This window comes from Nocardia sp. NPDC052316, assembly GCF_044547795.1.
In the GTDB taxonomy this organism is placed as follows: domain Bacteria; phylum Actinomycetota; class Actinomycetes; order Mycobacteriales; family Mycobacteriaceae; genus Nocardia.
Map to the genome: position 1 here is coordinate 206,567 of NZ_JBIUBB010000001.1, position 15,533 is coordinate 222,099.

The following is a 15,533-nucleotide window of genomic DNA, read 5'->3' on the forward strand; positions in this document are numbered from 1 at the left end:
CGATGGCGGCAAATCGGCCATATCTCTTGGCGCATTGAGTTTGGATTACGAACGAAGGTAACGCGATGAGTTCTATGCAGAGTTCCACGATCGAGGACGTATCGACCGCACACGAGGGCATTGCCGTCGTAGGAATCGGTTGCCGGTTCCCAGGACAAATCGCCAGTGCCGACGACTTCTGGCAACTCCTGCTCGAAGAGCGGGATGCCATTCGCGATGTCCCGCCGGACCGGTGGACGAAGGCCGCCTTCTACGACCGCGATGCGGCCCGTCCGGGGCATCTTCGGACCCGGGCGGGCGGATACCTCGACGACATCACGGCGTTCGACGCGCACTTCTTCGGGATCACCCCACTCGAAGCGCAGCGGATCGACCCGCAGCAGCGGCTGTTTCTGGAGACGACCTGGGAAGCGCTGCAGGATGCCGGTATCGTTCCCGAACGCCTCGCCGGCAGTAGGACCGCCGTCTACGCGGGCGTCTCCGGCCATGATTACGGGATCATTCAGCTGAATCCCGAGAATCGTTACCTGCTCGGCGGCCACACCATGGCCGGTATCACCAACTGTATTGTGGCCAACCGCGTTTCGTATCTGCTCGACCTGCGCGGTCCGAGCATGATCGTGGACACGGCCTGCTCGTCCTCGTTGGTCGCCGTCCACCTTGCGTGCCGGAGTATCCGCTCGGGCGAGGCGACGATGGCGATCGTCGGTGGCGTCGGCGCGAACATCTTGCCCGAGACCACCATCGCGTTCAGTCAGGGGACATTTCTCTCGCCCGACGGCCGGTCCAAATCGTTCAGTCGGTCGGCTGATGGTTATGTGCGCAGCGAGGGGTCCGGCACGGTAATCCTCAAGCCGCTGTCGGCGGCCATTGCCGACGACGATCATATCTACGCGGTGATCCGCGGTAGCGCGACCAATTCGGATGGTCGCACGAATGGCATGACCGTGCCCGGCGAGGAATCGCAGACGCAGATGATTGCGGATGCCTGTCGTGACGCGGGTATCGCTCCATCCGACATCGGTTATGTCGAGGCGCACGGAACGGGAACGCCGGTCGGTGACCCGATCGAGGCGCGCGCACTCGGCAAGGCGCTGTCGGCCGGGCGTAACGGGAACGGGCCGTGCATCGTCGGCGCGGTGAAGTCGAATTTGGGGCACCTCGAGCCTGCGGCCGGAATCGCCGGAATGATCAAGGCGTGCCTGGTTGTCAGCAAAGGTGAGATCCCCGCGAACATTCATGCGGCGGAGCCGAACCCGGCTATCCCGTTCGACGAGTTGGGCCTGCAGCTTGCTACCGCCCGCCAGGCATGGCCTGCGGGTAGGCCACGCCTGGCGGGTGTGAATTCGTTCGGGTTCGGCGGATCCAACGCCCATGTGATCCTCGAGGGTCCGCCGGATCAGGCGCCGAAGCCGGACAAGGTAACCGAGCGGGCGGCGCACGAGCCGGTGCTGTTCAGTCTCAGCGCCAAGTCGAAGGACGCGCTGCGCGCGTACGCCGACAGTTACGCGGACTTCCTCGACGACCCCGCGACGGCTGCGGCGCTGCCCGGCATCGCGGCCACGCAGGCGCAGACGCGTTCGCATTATGACCATCGCCTTGCCATGGTGTGCTCATCCGTGGACGAGCTACGCACCGCCCTGCACGACGTCGCGGCGGGCTCGTCGCCCGAGTCGGTTCGCAGCGGTGTCAAGCACGGCGCTTCGAGTGTGGCCTTCGTGTTCTCAGGTCAAGGCCCGCAGTGGTGGGGTATGGCGCGTGAGTTGCTCGAGCAGAGTCCGGTGTTCCGGCAGACGATCGAGCGGGTCGATGCCGAGCTCGGCAAGTACGCCGACTGGACCGTGACCGAGGAACTGCGGCGCGATGAGGCCGACAGCCGCATCGGCGAGACCTTCATCGCCCAGCCCGCGGTGTTCGCCTTGCAGCTCGGCTTGGCGGCGTTGTGGCAGAGCTGGGGTATCGTCCCCGCGGCCGTCGTCGGCCACAGCATCGGCGAAGTCGCCGCCGCCTGCGTGTCGGGGGCGCTGTCGTTCGAGGACGCGGTACGGGTCATCTTCCATCGGAGCCGGGTGCAGCAGAAAGCATCCGGGAAAGGGAAGATGCTCGCGGTGGGTCTGCCACGAGACGCGGCGGAGGACCGAATCGCCGCGTATCGCGGGCGGGTGTCCGTCGCGGCGATCAACGGCCCGGAGTCGACCGCCCTCGCCGGCGACCCCGACGCGCTCGAGGAAATCGAGCGTGAGCTCAACAACGACAAGATCTTCTGCCGCATGCTCCAGGTCAGTGTGGCGTTCCACAGCCACCACATGGATCCGCTGCGGGACGAGCTGATCGCCTCGCTCGCCGGGCTGGCGTCCGGTCCGGCGACGATCCCGATGTACTCGACGGTCACCGGAGCCATCGCCCCCACCGGCGCGCTCGATGCCGAGTACTGGTGGCACAACGTGCGCGAGCCTGTGCAATTCGCGCCGACCATCGATCGCATGATCGAAGACGAGCACCTGACGTTCGTCGAATTGGGCCCGCACCCCATTCACGCGACCGCCATTGCCGAGCTGCTCGACAAGCGGCAAGTCAAGGGAACTGTCGTCGGGTCACTGAATCGCAAGCACAGCGATTACGTCACCCTGTTGAACTCGCTTGCCTCGCTGTATGTGGCGGGTTTCGACCCGGACTGGGACACCCTGTTCGACGGTATCGCCGAACGTGTGCCGGTGCCCTTCTACCCGTGGCAGCGCGAAAGCTATTGGCTGGAAGAGGCGAGTTCACGCAGCAATCGATTCCCGTCGCTGGGGCATCCGCTCGTCGGGGAGGGCAGCCGCGTCGCAGTCGCCGACGAGCCGGGCAAACACGTATGGGAACTGAAGCTCGACCCGGTCCGATTCCCGTGGCTCGACGATCACCGGGTCCAAGGACCCATCGTCTTTCCCGCGGCGGGACACCTGGACATGGTGATCGGCTGCGCGGAAGATGCGTTCGGTGCGGGCTCGTACTCGCTCGAGAATGTCGAGTTCCGGCGCGCCCTCTTCGTTTTCGACAACCGCCCGGCCCCATCGGTCCAGGTGGTGCTGACCGCGGCGCTGCAGTTTTCCGTGTACAGCCGTCAGGACGGCGACAAGGACTGGAGTTTGCATTCGCTGGGCACCCTGCGCCGCGATGCTCCCGCCGCCGCGCTCCCCAAACCGCTCGCGGAACTCCAGGCCGAGTGCACCGCCGAGGTCGATCCCGCGGGTTTCTACGCCGACCTGCAACGTAATGGCCTGTCCTTGGGCGCGACATTCAAGGCGGCCATCAAGTTCACCCACGCCCCCGGCCAATCTCTGGCGCTGCTCGAGACGCCGTCGGCGGCCGCGGACGAGGCGCCACGCCATGCGTTCCATCCAGGACTGCTCGACTCGTGCATCACCTCGCTCGCCATGGTCTACGACGATGTTCTGCTGAGTAATCGCCCCGACAGCGAAGCCAAAACGCTCTTCCTTCCGGTCGAGGTCAAACGGCTCAGCTATTACCGCAAGCCCAGCGGTACCGTCTACTGCTACGGAAACGCACGCCTGCACGGGGATCCGATGTATCGCGAGGGCGATTTCTGGATCGTCGCCGACGACGGAACGATCGTGGCCGAGTTCGAAGGCCTGCGGCTCAAGTCCATCACCCAGAGCACCGATGCGGGCGAGGACCTCCTGCAGTCGTTCTACGACTTCCATTGGCACCCGGCACCGGTACACGCGAAGACACGCATCCCTGCCGATTTCCTGCCGTCGGAACAAGACTTGCACGTAGCCGTCGATCCGTTGATCGCCGAGCTGCGGGACTGGTCGGTCAACAACCACTACCACGCGGTGACGGAAGTGGATATGGACCGGCTGTGTATCGATTATGTGACCGAGGCCTTTTACCAGCTGGGTATGGACTTCTCGGTCGACCGGCGCTTCACCCTGGACGAGGTCGCGCGGGAACTCGGGGTGCACGAGAAACATCGGCGGTACCTCGGTCGTGTACTGGAACTGCTGTCGCTGCAGGGGATCATCGAAGACGACGGCGGAACGTGGCGGGTGCTGACTACGCCTGCCAGGGTCGATCCCGGACCGATCCTCGCTCGGCTGCGCGCGGAGCATGCGGAATGTACGAGCGAGTTCGCGGTGCTGGAGCGCTGTGGCACGAAGCTGGCCGCCGTCCTTCGCGACGAGGTCAACCCGGTCGAACTCATCTTCCCGGAGGACGAGTTCGAGTCGGTCGCCGATCTCTACGGGACCTCGTTCTCGTTCGAGAAGACCAATCGCATCGTCCGCCGCATCGTCGCGGAGTTGCTGCGGGCGCTGCCGGGCGACCGACCGGTGCGCGTGCTCGAGATCGGTGCGGGCACGGGCGGCACCACCGGCCATGTACTCGCTGAATTGCCTACCGAGCGTGCGGAATACGTGTACTCGGATATCTCCGAGCTGTTCCTCGCCAAGGCGCGCCAGCGGTTCGCCGACAGCGATTTCATGGACTATCGAATCCTCGACATCGAGTCCGACATCGAGGCGCAGGGCTTCGATCCGCACTACTTCGACCTCGTCGTAGCGTCGAATGTCCTGCACGCCACCGCGAGTCTGCGGGCCACCCTCGACAACGTCAAACGTCTGCTGACGTCGCAGGGGCAGCTCCTGATCGTCGAGGGAGCGGTCTCGCCGCACTGGGTCGACCTGACCTTCGGTATGACCGAAGGGTGGTGGAGGTTCGCCGACCACGACCTACGGCCGGACTACCCACTGTTGTCCGATGCGGCATGGCGCGACTTTCTGCCGACCGCGGGCTTCGAGCACGTCCAGGTCTTCTCCGAGCGGGCCACTGCGGAGCAGTCCGGCAACTCGGTGATTCTGGCGCGCGGGCAGGCACTGGATCTAGAGCCGTACCAACCGCGCGTCGAGCCGGGTGCCTGGGTCGTCCTCGCGGACGCGGACGGTGTTGCCGACCGCTATCTCACCCTGCTCGGCGAGGCAGGCGCCGCCAGCGTCGTCGTCACGCGCGGCGCGGCCTTCGAGCAGGTCGACGCCCGGAGTTTCCGGGTGCACCCGACGAGCAGCGCGGATATGCAGCGGGTGTTGGAGCAGGTGCGTGAACACACCGGCGGTGTGGCCGGCGTGCTGCACCTGTGGAACCTGGACTTCGCGGGGCCGGATCTCACCACCGAGCTGCTGCCCGAGCTGGAACTGCACGGCGCTTACAGCGTGATCGCGCTGGCGCAGGCGGTGCAGCAGCTGGAATGGACCAAGGCGCCGCGGTTCTGGGTGGCGACAGCGGGGGCCCAGATCATCGAGGAGACCGACCGCGTCGCGCCCGCACAGCTGCCGAGCTGGGGCATTCTCCGGGTGCTGTTGAACGAGCAGGTCACCCTGCCCGCCAAGATCATCGACTTCGACCCGGCGACGGACGCCGGGCGGCGCGCGTCGCAGCTCTTCGATGAGCTGCTTCATGTGCAGGCCGCGGACGAGGAGGTCGCCTTCCGCGCGGACAAGCGCTTCATCGACCGCCTCGAGCACGTCTCGCTCGCCGAGTTCGAGGCGTCGGTGGCGAGTCTTGCCCGCGTATCGGACGAGACCCCCTTTGCGCTGGCCGCTCCCGCCGAACCCGGCGTCGAGCAGCTTCGGTTCGAAAAGCAGGCCGTGCCGGTCATCGGTCAGGGCGACGTCGCCATTCGGCCGCTCGCCACCGGCCTGAACTTCCGGGACGTCATGCTGGCGCTCGGGGTGCTGTCGGAGGGCGCGACCTTCGGCGGCTTCTACGAGAAGAACCTCGGTGTCGAATGCGCCGGCGTTGTCACGCAGGTCGGATCCGAGGTCGAGGGCATTGCTCCGGGGGATCGCGTTGTCGCCTTTGCTCGCGGGTGCTTCGGCTCGATGGTGGTCGCCGATGCCCGGCGGGTCTTCCCGGCGCCGGCGGACCTCTCGGCCGCCGATGCCGCGACACTGCCGATGGCGTACCTGACCGCCTGGTACGGCATGGTGGAAGTGGGCAGGCTGCGCCGAGGCGAGCGGGTTCTCATCCACGCCGCCGCCGGCGGTGTCGGGCTCGCCGCAGTCCACATCGCGCACCTGCTCGGCGCCACGGTGATCGCCACCGCCGGTAGCGAGGAGAAGCGGGAATACCTGCGAACGCTGGGTGTCGAGGACGTTTTCGACTCCCGTTCGCTGGCGTTCGCCGACGCGATTCGACAGCGCTACGACGGCGTCGATCTCGTGTTGAATTCCCTGCAGGGCGAGACCATTCCGAAGAGCCTCGAGCTGCTCCGCCCCCGAGGGCGATTCGTGGAGATCGGCAAGAAGGACATCTACGACAACTACAAACTGGGTCTGAAGCCGTTCGGCAACAACCTCATCTACGCGGCGATCGACATCGACCGACTGCTGCTGGAAGATCCGGCGCTGTGCCGCGAGTCCATGACCAAGGTGCTCGACGGTGTCGCGGCAGGCACGCTGCCCGCGCTCCCCCACACCGACTTCGGTGCCGACGACGTGGTCTCCGCGTTCCGATACATGGCGGGCGCCAAGCAGATCGGCAAGGTCGTCGTCGAGTTCGAGCCGGAGACGGAGCTGCTCGTCTATCCGGCCGCGAGTGCGGACCAGGCGTTCGTTGCCGACGGCACCTACCTGGTCACGGGCGGATACACGGGATTCGGGCTGTGGACCGCCCAATGGCTGGTCGAGAAGGGCGCGGGCACCGTGGTGCTGGTCGGGCGCCGGGCCCAGATCGACGCCGAGAACGAGTCGGTGATCGCGGCGATGCGGGAGTCCGGCGCCCAGGTGGTGCTCGAACGGGCCGACGTGTCGAGCGAGGCCGAGGTCGTCGGGCTGCTGGAGCGGCTGGCGGAACTGCCGCCGCTGCGGGGCGTCTTCCATGCCGCGATGGTGCTCGACGACGTGGCGCTGACCCAGATGACGGAAGAGCAGTTTCTTCGCGCCGTGCGGCCGAAGATCGACGGCGCGTGGCATTTGCACAACCACACGCGGGCGCTGGACCTGGACACCTTCGTCATGTACTCGTCGATGAGCTGGTACATCGGCACGCCAGGTCAAGCCAACTACGCGGCGGCGAACGGGTTTCTGGAAGCGCTTGCCGCGCACCGCCGCGACCTCGGACTGCCTGCCCTGACGATCAACTGGGGCGCCATCGGCGAGGTCGGGTTCATTGTGCGCAACAAGCTCGACACGCTCGCGCGGATGGGATGGAAGGCGATCTCACCGGACCGAGCGTGCGGCTTCGTCGGGCGGTGCCTGGCCCAAGGCGTCAGCCGCGCAAGCGTATTCGGCGTCGACTTCGTGATGATGAGTCAGGTGATGCCGTCGTTCCGCAGCTCGCTACGGCTCGCACATCTCGCCGTCGACGGCGCGTCGGGCTCGGCCACCACGTTCGGTACCGAGAGTCTGCGCGCCGAGCTCGTCGAGCTCGCGCCGGACGCGCGTGAATCGCGGCTGATTACCGCACTGTCCGAGCAGATCTCGCGGATCTTCGACATGCCGGTCGATCGCCTGGCGCATGACGTTTCACTGACCGACCTCGGCATGGACTCGCTCATGGCAGGCCAGATCCGCAACGTGCTGGCCAAACAACTCGACATCGACTTCCCGACCATGGGCCTGATGCGCGGGCCCACCCTGGTCGAGCTCGCCACCGATGTCCTCGCCCACGTCTTCGACACCGGGTCCGTGGCGCTGCCCGCATCCGGGGCCGAGCCCGCAGGCCCGGAGCGCTGGATCCGCGCGACGAAGGGCCGATCCGACACGGCGACGCTGCGGGTATTCACGCTGCCGTTCGTCGGTGGCAGCGCCTCGGCTTTCACCTCGTGGGCGAACAGCCTGCCCGACACGGTCGACGTGGTGGCAATCCAGTACCCCGGCCGGGACAACCGCATCGACGAGGTTCCGATCGACTCGATGCCCGCCTTCATCGCGGAGCTGGCCGACGCCATGCTGCCGTACCTCGACCGGTCCTTCGTCATCTACGGGCACAGCATGGGCGGACTGATCGCCTACGAGCTCACCAAGTATCTCGAGCAGCAGTTCGCCGAGGTCCCGATGAAACTCATCATCGGCGGATGGCCCTCGCCCGAGCTGGTCGAGGGTTACGTGCGGAACCTGAAACACATCCGCGACGGCTTCGACTTGGACCGCGAATCGGATAGCCGGATCCTCGAAGTGTTGCGAGACAACGGTCTGTTCGCCGAACACTTCGACGACGAATCGGCGGTCAAGCCGCTGATACCGGCGGTACGGGCGGACCTCAAGATGCTCGGCAACTATCGCTTCGACAACGGTGTCACGTTGCGTGCTCCGATCACGGTCCTGCGCGGTGCCGAAGACCCGCTGTTCGAGCCGGCCCAGCTGCGCGGCTGGGAGCAGCTGACGATCGGCGCGTTCGCGCTCACGACCGTTCCCGGTGGCCACCTGTTCATCCAGAACGCGAGCCCGCAAGTGATGGAAACGATCGCCGAGGAGCTCTCTGCCGAGGACGCCTTCCCGAGTTTCACGGGTCTCGTGGTCGGCGCCGACTAGCGCCACCGGGCATGAGCAGCAGGAACGGAGAATCATGAATCAAGTCGAACGGTACGACGTCGTGGTGTGTGGCGGGGGTTTAGCCGGACTGACCGCGTCGAGACAGATCAAGCGGGCCATGCCCGACTGCACCGTGCTGGTGCTGGAACGCAGCAGCGGCGACATCCCCGACGCCGCCTACAAGGTGGGTGAATCGGCGGTCGAAGCCGGTTCGCACTACTTCGCCGAACAGCTCGGCCTCAGCGGCCATTTCAACCGGCAGCAACTGCCCAAGCTCGGGCTGCGCCTGTTCTTCGGCGATGCCCGCGGGCCTTTCGAGGCCAGGCCCGAGCTCGGTTCGCGGCGGTTCCCGCGCGTGCATTCGTATCAGATCGATCGCGGCATCCTGGAACGAGAGCTGCGGCGCGGCGATCGTGAACTCGGTGTCGACCTCGTCGAGCTGGCCAAGGTGACCGACGTCGACCTGGCCGCCGACGACGAGGATCACGTCGTCCACTACGAACTGGACGGTGAAAGCACCGAACGCACGGTCCGGGCGCGCTTCGTCGTCGACGCCTCGGGGCGCCACCGGCTGATCCAACGCAAACTCGGGCTGGGCAGGCCGAGTGCGCACAAGATCAACGCGGCCTGGTGGCGCTTCCGCGGTGAGTACGACGTAGAGAAGATGGCGGCGGCCACCAGCCCGACCTGGACGCCGAAAACCCAGGAGCGCCGGTGGTTCTCCACCAATCATCTGATGGGTACCGGCTACTGGGTGTGGATGATCCCGCTGTCGTCGGGAAACACCAGCGTCGGCATCGTGACCGACGAGAACGTCCACCCCTTCAGCACCTACTCGACCGAGACGAAGGCTCGCCGCTGGCTCGCCGAATACGAACCGACGCTCGCCGAGTTCGTCGAGCAGGCCGAGATCATCGACTTTCTCAAGGTGCGCAACGCGAGTTACTTTTCCAAGCAAGTGTTTTCGCACCATCGATGGTCCTGCGTCGGCGAGGCAGCCGTATTCCTCGACGCCTTCTACAGCCCGGGCTCCGACTGGATCGCCTACACCAACACCATCACCACGCGGATGATCGAACTCGACCGCGAAGGCCGACTGACCGAGGCTGTCGCCGACACGTACAACCAGCTGCTGCTCGAAGACCTCTGGCCGAGCTACTTTCCGGTCTACCTGAACAACTACCCGATCTTCGGACACGCGCCCGCCATGTTCACCAAGGTCATCTGGGACACCTCGTTCTACTGGGCACTGCCCGCCCAGTTGCTCTTCCGCGGCCTGATCGCCAACGAAGAAGCGGCCGCCGAATTCCACCCCATCGCACAACGATTCCACGGCATTCAGCAGCGCATGCAAGCGAACCTGCGGGCCTTCGCGACGCAAACCCGCCCGACGGACGAGTACATGTTCCTCGAGTACAGCAAGGAACCTATCTGCACACAGCTGCACTTGGACCTGATCACCGACAAGACCGCCGACCAGTGCTTCCGCGACATGCGGCGCAATGTCGACCGTCTGGAATCGTGGGCGGGCTCGTTCGAGCGAGAACTCGCCAAGAGATACGACCTCTCCCAGCCGGAGTCGACCGCGGCGGCCGTCCGTTAGCGACAGGGCGGAAGCGAGCGGCGTGGATAACCGCTCCGAGTTCATTCATCGATGTTTCGCACTGGAAACGACTGCGACGCTTAAACTGATCATGCTGTCGGCGCGTGGATTTCGCGCCGCGGGAAGGGGGAGCCAGGAGCTCATGCCGGAGCGCTACGCAGCCATCGTTCGGGGTGAGGAGGGGCTATGACCGCAGGAGAATCCACCGCGCCGCCCCTGTTCGTCCACCGGTCGGGGACCGGGCCGCCGGTCGTCCTGGTGCACGGCGGGCTGCCCGCGCGGGTGACGTGGGCCCGGCAACAGGAACTCGCGGCCCGCTGGTCGCTGATCATGCCGAGTCGTCGGGGCTATGCACCCAACCCCGCTACGCCACGGCAGGACTTCCTCGCCGACGCCGACGACCTGACGGAGCTCATCGCGGAGCGACCCGACGGCGTGCATCTCGTCGGCTTCTCGTACGGGGGTTTGGGCGCGAGTATCGCGGCCGGCAGACTGCCACACCTGGTTCGGTCGCTGACCCTGATCGAGGTGCCGCTGTTCGTCGCCGCCGAGGACGACGAATCCGTGCGTGAACTGGCGGCCCTGGCCGACCGATTCGCCGCGGACGCAGACGACGTGCAGGCCGAGCGTGAGTTCTACGCCATGGCCGGCGTGGCCCGGAAGATGCCGGTCGAGGAGGAAGAAGACATTCGCCGGGCCATGCGACTGTGGCGCAACCTTCGTTCCCCACGGGAGGCGAAGCCGCGCTTCGATGCCATCGTCGAGGCACACGTGCCGACGCTGGTTGCCTCGGGCGAGCACAACACCGGGCTCGAGCGACTGTGCGATGCCATCGCCACCCGGCTGGGTGCGCAGCGGGCCAAAGTACCCGGCGCCGGGCATGCCGTCGCACGTGCACCGGGGTTCAACACGATATTGGAATCATTTCTGACAGCGGCGCAACGCAGCCGCGATAAAGGAGGCACTCATGAGCGATGAAGCGATTCACGGGCACGAACAGATCCTCGAGCACACATTCGCCATGCTGCGCAGCTTTCCGATCCCGCCCGGAGTCAACCTCCTGCTACCTCCGCCGTCGACGAAGACCTTGGACATGCAGTTCGAAGAGTACGTTCCCGCTCGATCGTTGACCGCGACAGTGGCAGTGCCGCAGCAGTACGCGAACGCCGTCGGCCTGCTGCAGGGTGGATTTCTTTCGGCGATGATCGATGACCTCTTCGGGGCGCTCAGCTACCTGACCGCGCGCGGTCCGACGACGAGTTTGGACATGACGACGCATTACATGCGCCCGGTGTTCGCCGGAGAACGGCTGAGGTTGCACACCGAGGTGCGCAAGGGTGGACGAACGGCCATTTTCCTCGCCGCGGAAGCACACAACGGATCCGACAAGCTGGTGGCGACGGCGACGTGCACGGTGCAAGTCCTGCCGGTGCCGAGTTCGTAGCAGGAGGAACCCCATGACTGTGAGTCAGCCGTTCGACTACTCGGGCCGCAGCGTTTTCGTGGCGGGCGGTACGAGCGGTATCAATCTCGGTATCGCACACGCGTATGCGAAGGCGGGAGCCAGCGTCGCGGTGCTGTCCCGTAAACAGGTGAAGGTCGACGCGGCCGTCGCCGAACTGAACGAGCACGGCGGCTCGGTGCTCGGATTCGCTGCCGATGTGCGTGAGTTCGACGCCGTCGCCGCGGCGTTGACCTCGGCGCGGGACCGATTCGGTGAACTGGACGTACTCGTCTCCGGCGCGGCGGGCAATTTCCCCGCGCCGGTCACCGCCATATCGTCGAACGCGTTCAACGCCGTCATCGGCATCGACCTGGCCGGCACGTACAACGTGCTGCGGGCGGGGTACGAGCACCTCCGCAAACCCGGCGCGTCGGTGATCACCATCTCCGCCCCGCAGTCATCGATTCCCATGCCGATGCAGGTGCACGCATGCTCTGCGAAGGCGGGGGTCGACATGCTGACCCGGGTGTGCGCGATCGAGTGGGGCGCGGCGGGTGTCCGAGTGAACGCGGTCATTCCCGGTCCGATCACCGGCACCGAGGGGATGGCGCGGCTGGCTCCGAATCCACAGATCGAACAGGTCGTCACCGAGTCGGTGCCACTGGCCCGATTCGGAACCACGCAGGAGATCGCCGACTGCTGCCTCTGGTTGAGTTCACCGATGGCGAGTTACGTCACCGGAGCACTCATACCCGTCGATGGTGGGTGGTCGCTCGGCGGCGCTGCGCAGATGTTCACCGAGATGCGCAAATTCGTCGACAATCCTGATCACCTCGCCAGCTACGGTTCGCGAAGCTAGGTTCGCGGACGGATTCGTCAGGCGGCGGTCCTGCCGCCGTCGCCTGACGGCCTTGCGCCCGCAAACGCATCGGTGACCTGTCGGCTCTCGACGAGCCGCGATTGCCCGGTCCACGATCGCCGCCTGCGTGCGCTTTCCTACACCGATAGGAAACCGCCCTTGCGGTGACGCTGCACCCTCGACGCTTGCCCGTGCGCGCCGAAATCCGTACTCCGGCAACATCACCGACCTGAACGCACCAGCTGAGCAGCCGCTCCACCAGACTCGAGATCGCAGACCGCGCCCGGTGCCGACATGCTAGCCTGAGTTCGGGGACAAGCAATGATGTCGAGTTCCGTCGAATGGACCTTTCGACGATAAGCGCTGTGCCAGCGGCAATGACGCCGTTGTTGATGCGCGGTTGGTAAACCCGATCTGTAAGGGTAAGGGGGAAATCGTGATTGGACCCCGAGCTACATTCACCCGCTCGACGCAGCAGCGCGAGCCGGCGGTTGCGCCGACGAACCAGAACTCGTTGACACCTCCACCGTCGCGCCGGTCAGCGAGGCAGGTGGCATGAACCGGTTTCCGCGCAAAGTCCCTGCCCTCGAGTGGAAACTTATCCGAGGTCAGGTTTCTACGCGTGCCCGGCTGCATTCGATTGTCGACCGTCTAGAGCTGCCGGTGGACTGGACAGTCGAGGAGTTCATCGCGTCGGTCGAGCACACGCGCGGGCGCCGGATCGTGCGATTGATGCTCCCGCCGACCGCCCCGGTAGGGTTGTGCGGGCTGTGGCTGGCGTGCACGGACTGCGACGTGATTCTGCTTCGGCAGTCCGCCGATCCCGCGGTAGACCTGCACGTAACTCTGCATGAGGTCGGTCATATGCTGCTCGGCCACGGGCAGGACACGTCGATCCCCACCGATGAGTTGACGAGACTGGCCAGTGAATTGGCACTGGACCACGAGATCGACCCCGCCACCGTCCGCGCCGCCCGTGGACTATCCAGCTACGCCTCGAGCGAAGAGTACGAAGCGGAGCTGTTCGCAAACCTGATCACCGCCCGTGCGCGCACCATCGGACCACGCCGCGACCCGATGGTGAAAGAGCTGTAGTGCATGTGGCCGGGCGACCACCTGCCGATCTGGGCCACGTTGCCTGCGACGGTGTTCATCGTTGTCATCGCGATCCTCCGGCCCGTCCTCACCCCGCGCACGACCATGTTCGGCAGCCTGATCAACACCGTGCTCGGCTTCGATGCCGCAGCGGCCATCCTGCGTGAGCCGGTCATCGCACGCCAGGTAGCCGGAGTTGTCCCCGGCGGCCTACCCACGGTTTTCGATCTCTGGCACTGGCTGACCGTAACGGCCTGGGCATGCGGACTCGGGATGGTGATGTTCCGCGAGTACGGCAGGGTGCATTTCCGAATCCGGTTCAAGATCGTGATCGTGCTGTCGGTGGTTGTCGGCGTCGTATTCCTGGCGTTGAGCAGTCCGGCGCGAGTACACGGAATGGCGTCCATCGCGGATTACGGAGGCTGGCGATACGGCGCCTACATCGGGGTGTATTCGATTCTGCCGCTAGTAGTTTCGTGCTACCTGTGCGCACTGAGATATCGAGCCATAGCATGGCGGGCGACCACGCGGTGGGAGATGATCATGGTGGTGGCCACGGTGTGTTTCGGCGTCGCCAACTTTCTGCCCGTGTGCTCGATCGTTGTTTCCGCTGCTTTGGACGCGGCCGGAGTCAGCAGCGAACTGACCCAGCGCACGTACGATCTCGTCTCCGATGGCCTCGCCTCAGGCGAGCCAGGACTGTTCCTCTTCGCCGCGCTGGTTGCGGTGACGGCCCGGTCCACGGCACAGGCCGTCGCACAGCTGCTGCGACTGGATCGCGACTCGCGCACCGCGCGACAGCTATACCCGCCCTGGCGGGATCTGACTGCCGCCGCACCCCAGGTCGTCTTCCGGCCGAAGTGGGCCGACGATTGGAACGCCTCATCGAAGGAGCGGCTACACCGCCGACGAATCGAAATCCACGATGCGGCACAAATCGTCGCCCGATACGTGCTCCCCCTGCCTGCCGCCATCGACGACCTGATCGAAACCACCGTCGCCGAGACCGACCAAGAACACCTACGACTGGTCGCCGAGCTGGTCATCGCGGCCGACCGCCTCGCCCGAAACGGTGGCGAACCGGCATACGAACCGACCGTATGTAGGTCGGATGTGCCCGACCTCCAATTACTGATTCGCTTGTGGCAGCCCGCAGTTCAGCTGCTCTCGACCGACCCCGCAGCGCGCCCGGAAGCCTCGGCGAGCCGCGGTAGCAGTCAACGCCGCGGTTCGTGGTTGGCCGTTGGCAGTCGGGGTCGACCATAGCGCCGGGGTTACGCGACACCGCACGCCAACTCGCCAACCGCCGCGACGAACTCAGGGGCTCCACGTTTGGGGTCGATGACGAGCGCCGTTCCATTCGAATGCTCCCAACCCTCCACATGCACGATACGGGCATCCTCGGTGTCGGGTTCCTGCAAAGTACGCCATCCGTCCGGCTTGATTGAAGAATTTCGGCAGCATCGGCCTTATCTATTCAACCTCGCCAGGGAAAATAACTGAATCTGGATCGGTCATTTCATCCTTCTCCAGCGGATCACCCTCACTCCAAGGTGCGACAATCGCCCGCACCATCAAGTTATTGCGTAGACCGGCAACTTCTTCAGTCAATGCGGAGTATGCCGATCGCAAGAACGCGGCGATCCCGTCGAGCAACTCCTCGGTTTCCACCTTTGCTCGTAGTGGTTTCGTGGACGATCCCACCAATATTCCATCACCAGTCCGGAGAAACTGAAGAACCTCGTCGTGCTCCGCGAAATGCAACGTGGAGTTATTGCCTCGGGAAATATCCTCGGCCACATGACGTAGCCCCAGCGCTATATCGACAAGGGTCACATATACATCTCCCGAGATGAGGAAAATGGTGTCATTTATGACTATTTCGACATCGACAAGAAAGTAACTGTAGATCAGATCCAGTTCCCCGAGATTTGCAGGATCATCAACCTTGGAATAGTCCCAGGTCTTGCACAAAGGTGAAGAATTATCCGGAATCAAGAA

General features: G+C 65.0%; 8 protein-coding genes. 7 read left to right on the top strand and 1 reads right to left on the bottom strand.

The features are described from left to right. Positions 1 to 65: 65 nt before the first annotated feature. From ACIHA7_RS00905 to ACIHA7_RS00935, 7 genes are all read left to right on the top strand, one after another. A complete protein-coding gene (locus tag ACIHA7_RS00905; protein ID WP_397284197.1) occupies positions 66 to 8,531 on the top strand; it encodes an SDR family NAD(P)-dependent oxidoreductase in 8,466 nt (2,821 codons plus the stop codon). A 34-nt stretch (positions 8,532 to 8,565) separates the two neighbouring features. Beyond that, the gene (locus ACIHA7_RS00910; RefSeq protein ID WP_397284199.1) at positions 8,566 to 10,134 is read left to right on the top strand and encodes an NAD(P)/FAD-dependent oxidoreductase; all 1,569 of its coding nucleotides are present in this window, start codon (positions 8,566 to 8,568) and stop codon (positions 10,132 to 10,134) included. Positions 10,135 to 10,320: 186 nt separating this feature from the next. Then, positions 10,321 to 11,112 (top strand): alpha/beta fold hydrolase, encoded by a 792-nt coding sequence (locus ACIHA7_RS00915; protein WP_397284201.1) that lies wholly within the window; start codon positions 10,321 to 10,323, stop codon positions 11,110 to 11,112. Then, positions 11,102 to 11,578 carry a PaaI family thioesterase gene (locus ACIHA7_RS00920; RefSeq protein ID WP_397284203.1) on the top strand — a complete coding sequence of 159 codons (477 nt, stop codon included), beginning with the start codon at positions 11,102 to 11,104 and terminating at the stop codon, positions 11,576 to 11,578. Before ACIHA7_RS00915 ends, ACIHA7_RS00920 begins: the two co-directional genes overlap by 11 nt. Before the next feature lie 13 nt (positions 11,579 to 11,591). Then, positions 11,592 to 12,437, top strand: a complete 846-nt coding sequence (locus ACIHA7_RS00925) for an SDR family oxidoreductase (RefSeq protein ID WP_397284205.1) — start codon at positions 11,592 to 11,594, stop codon at positions 12,435 to 12,437. A gap of 663 nt (positions 12,438 to 13,100) precedes the next feature. Next, complete coding sequence (locus ACIHA7_RS00930) at positions 13,101 to 13,532, top strand: regulator (protein ID WP_397284207.1); 432 nt, start codon at positions 13,101 to 13,103, stop codon at positions 13,530 to 13,532. Between the two features lie 3 nt (positions 13,533 to 13,535). Next, the gene (locus ACIHA7_RS00935) at positions 13,536 to 14,798 is read left to right on the top strand and encodes a DUF6545 domain-containing protein (protein WP_397284209.1); all 1,263 of its coding nucleotides are present in this window, start codon (positions 13,536 to 13,538) and stop codon (positions 14,796 to 14,798) included. A gap of 207 nt (positions 14,799 to 15,005) precedes the next feature. Here ACIHA7_RS00935 and ACIHA7_RS00940 read toward each other — a convergent pair whose 3' ends face one another. Then, the gene (locus ACIHA7_RS00940) at positions 15,006 to 15,506 is read right to left on the bottom strand and encodes a hypothetical protein (protein ID WP_397284211.1); all 501 of its coding nucleotides are present in this window, start codon (positions 15,504 to 15,506) and stop codon (positions 15,006 to 15,008) included. Positions 15,507 to 15,533: the final 27 nt, after the last annotated feature.

Excerpts from the sequence above, each read along its gene's own strand:
- ACIHA7_RS00905 (WP_397284197.1), top strand. The coding sequence starts at position 66 with ATGAGTTCTATGCAGAGTTCCACGATCGAGGACGTATCGACCGCACAC.
- ACIHA7_RS00910 (WP_397284199.1), top strand. The coding sequence starts at position 8,566 with ATGAATCAAGTCGAACGGTACGACGTCGTGGTGTGTGGCGGGGGTTTA.
- ACIHA7_RS00915 (WP_397284201.1), top strand. The coding sequence starts at position 10,321 with ATGACCGCAGGAGAATCCACCGCGCCGCCCCTGTTCGTCCACCGGTCG.
- ACIHA7_RS00920 (WP_397284203.1), top strand. The coding sequence starts at position 11,102 with ATGAGCGATGAAGCGATTCACGGGCACGAACAGATCCTCGAGCACACA.
- ACIHA7_RS00925 (WP_397284205.1), top strand. The coding sequence starts at position 11,592 with ATGACTGTGAGTCAGCCGTTCGACTACTCGGGCCGCAGCGTTTTCGTG.
- ACIHA7_RS00935 (WP_397284209.1), top strand. The coding sequence starts at position 13,536 with ATGTGGCCGGGCGACCACCTGCCGATCTGGGCCACGTTGCCTGCGACG.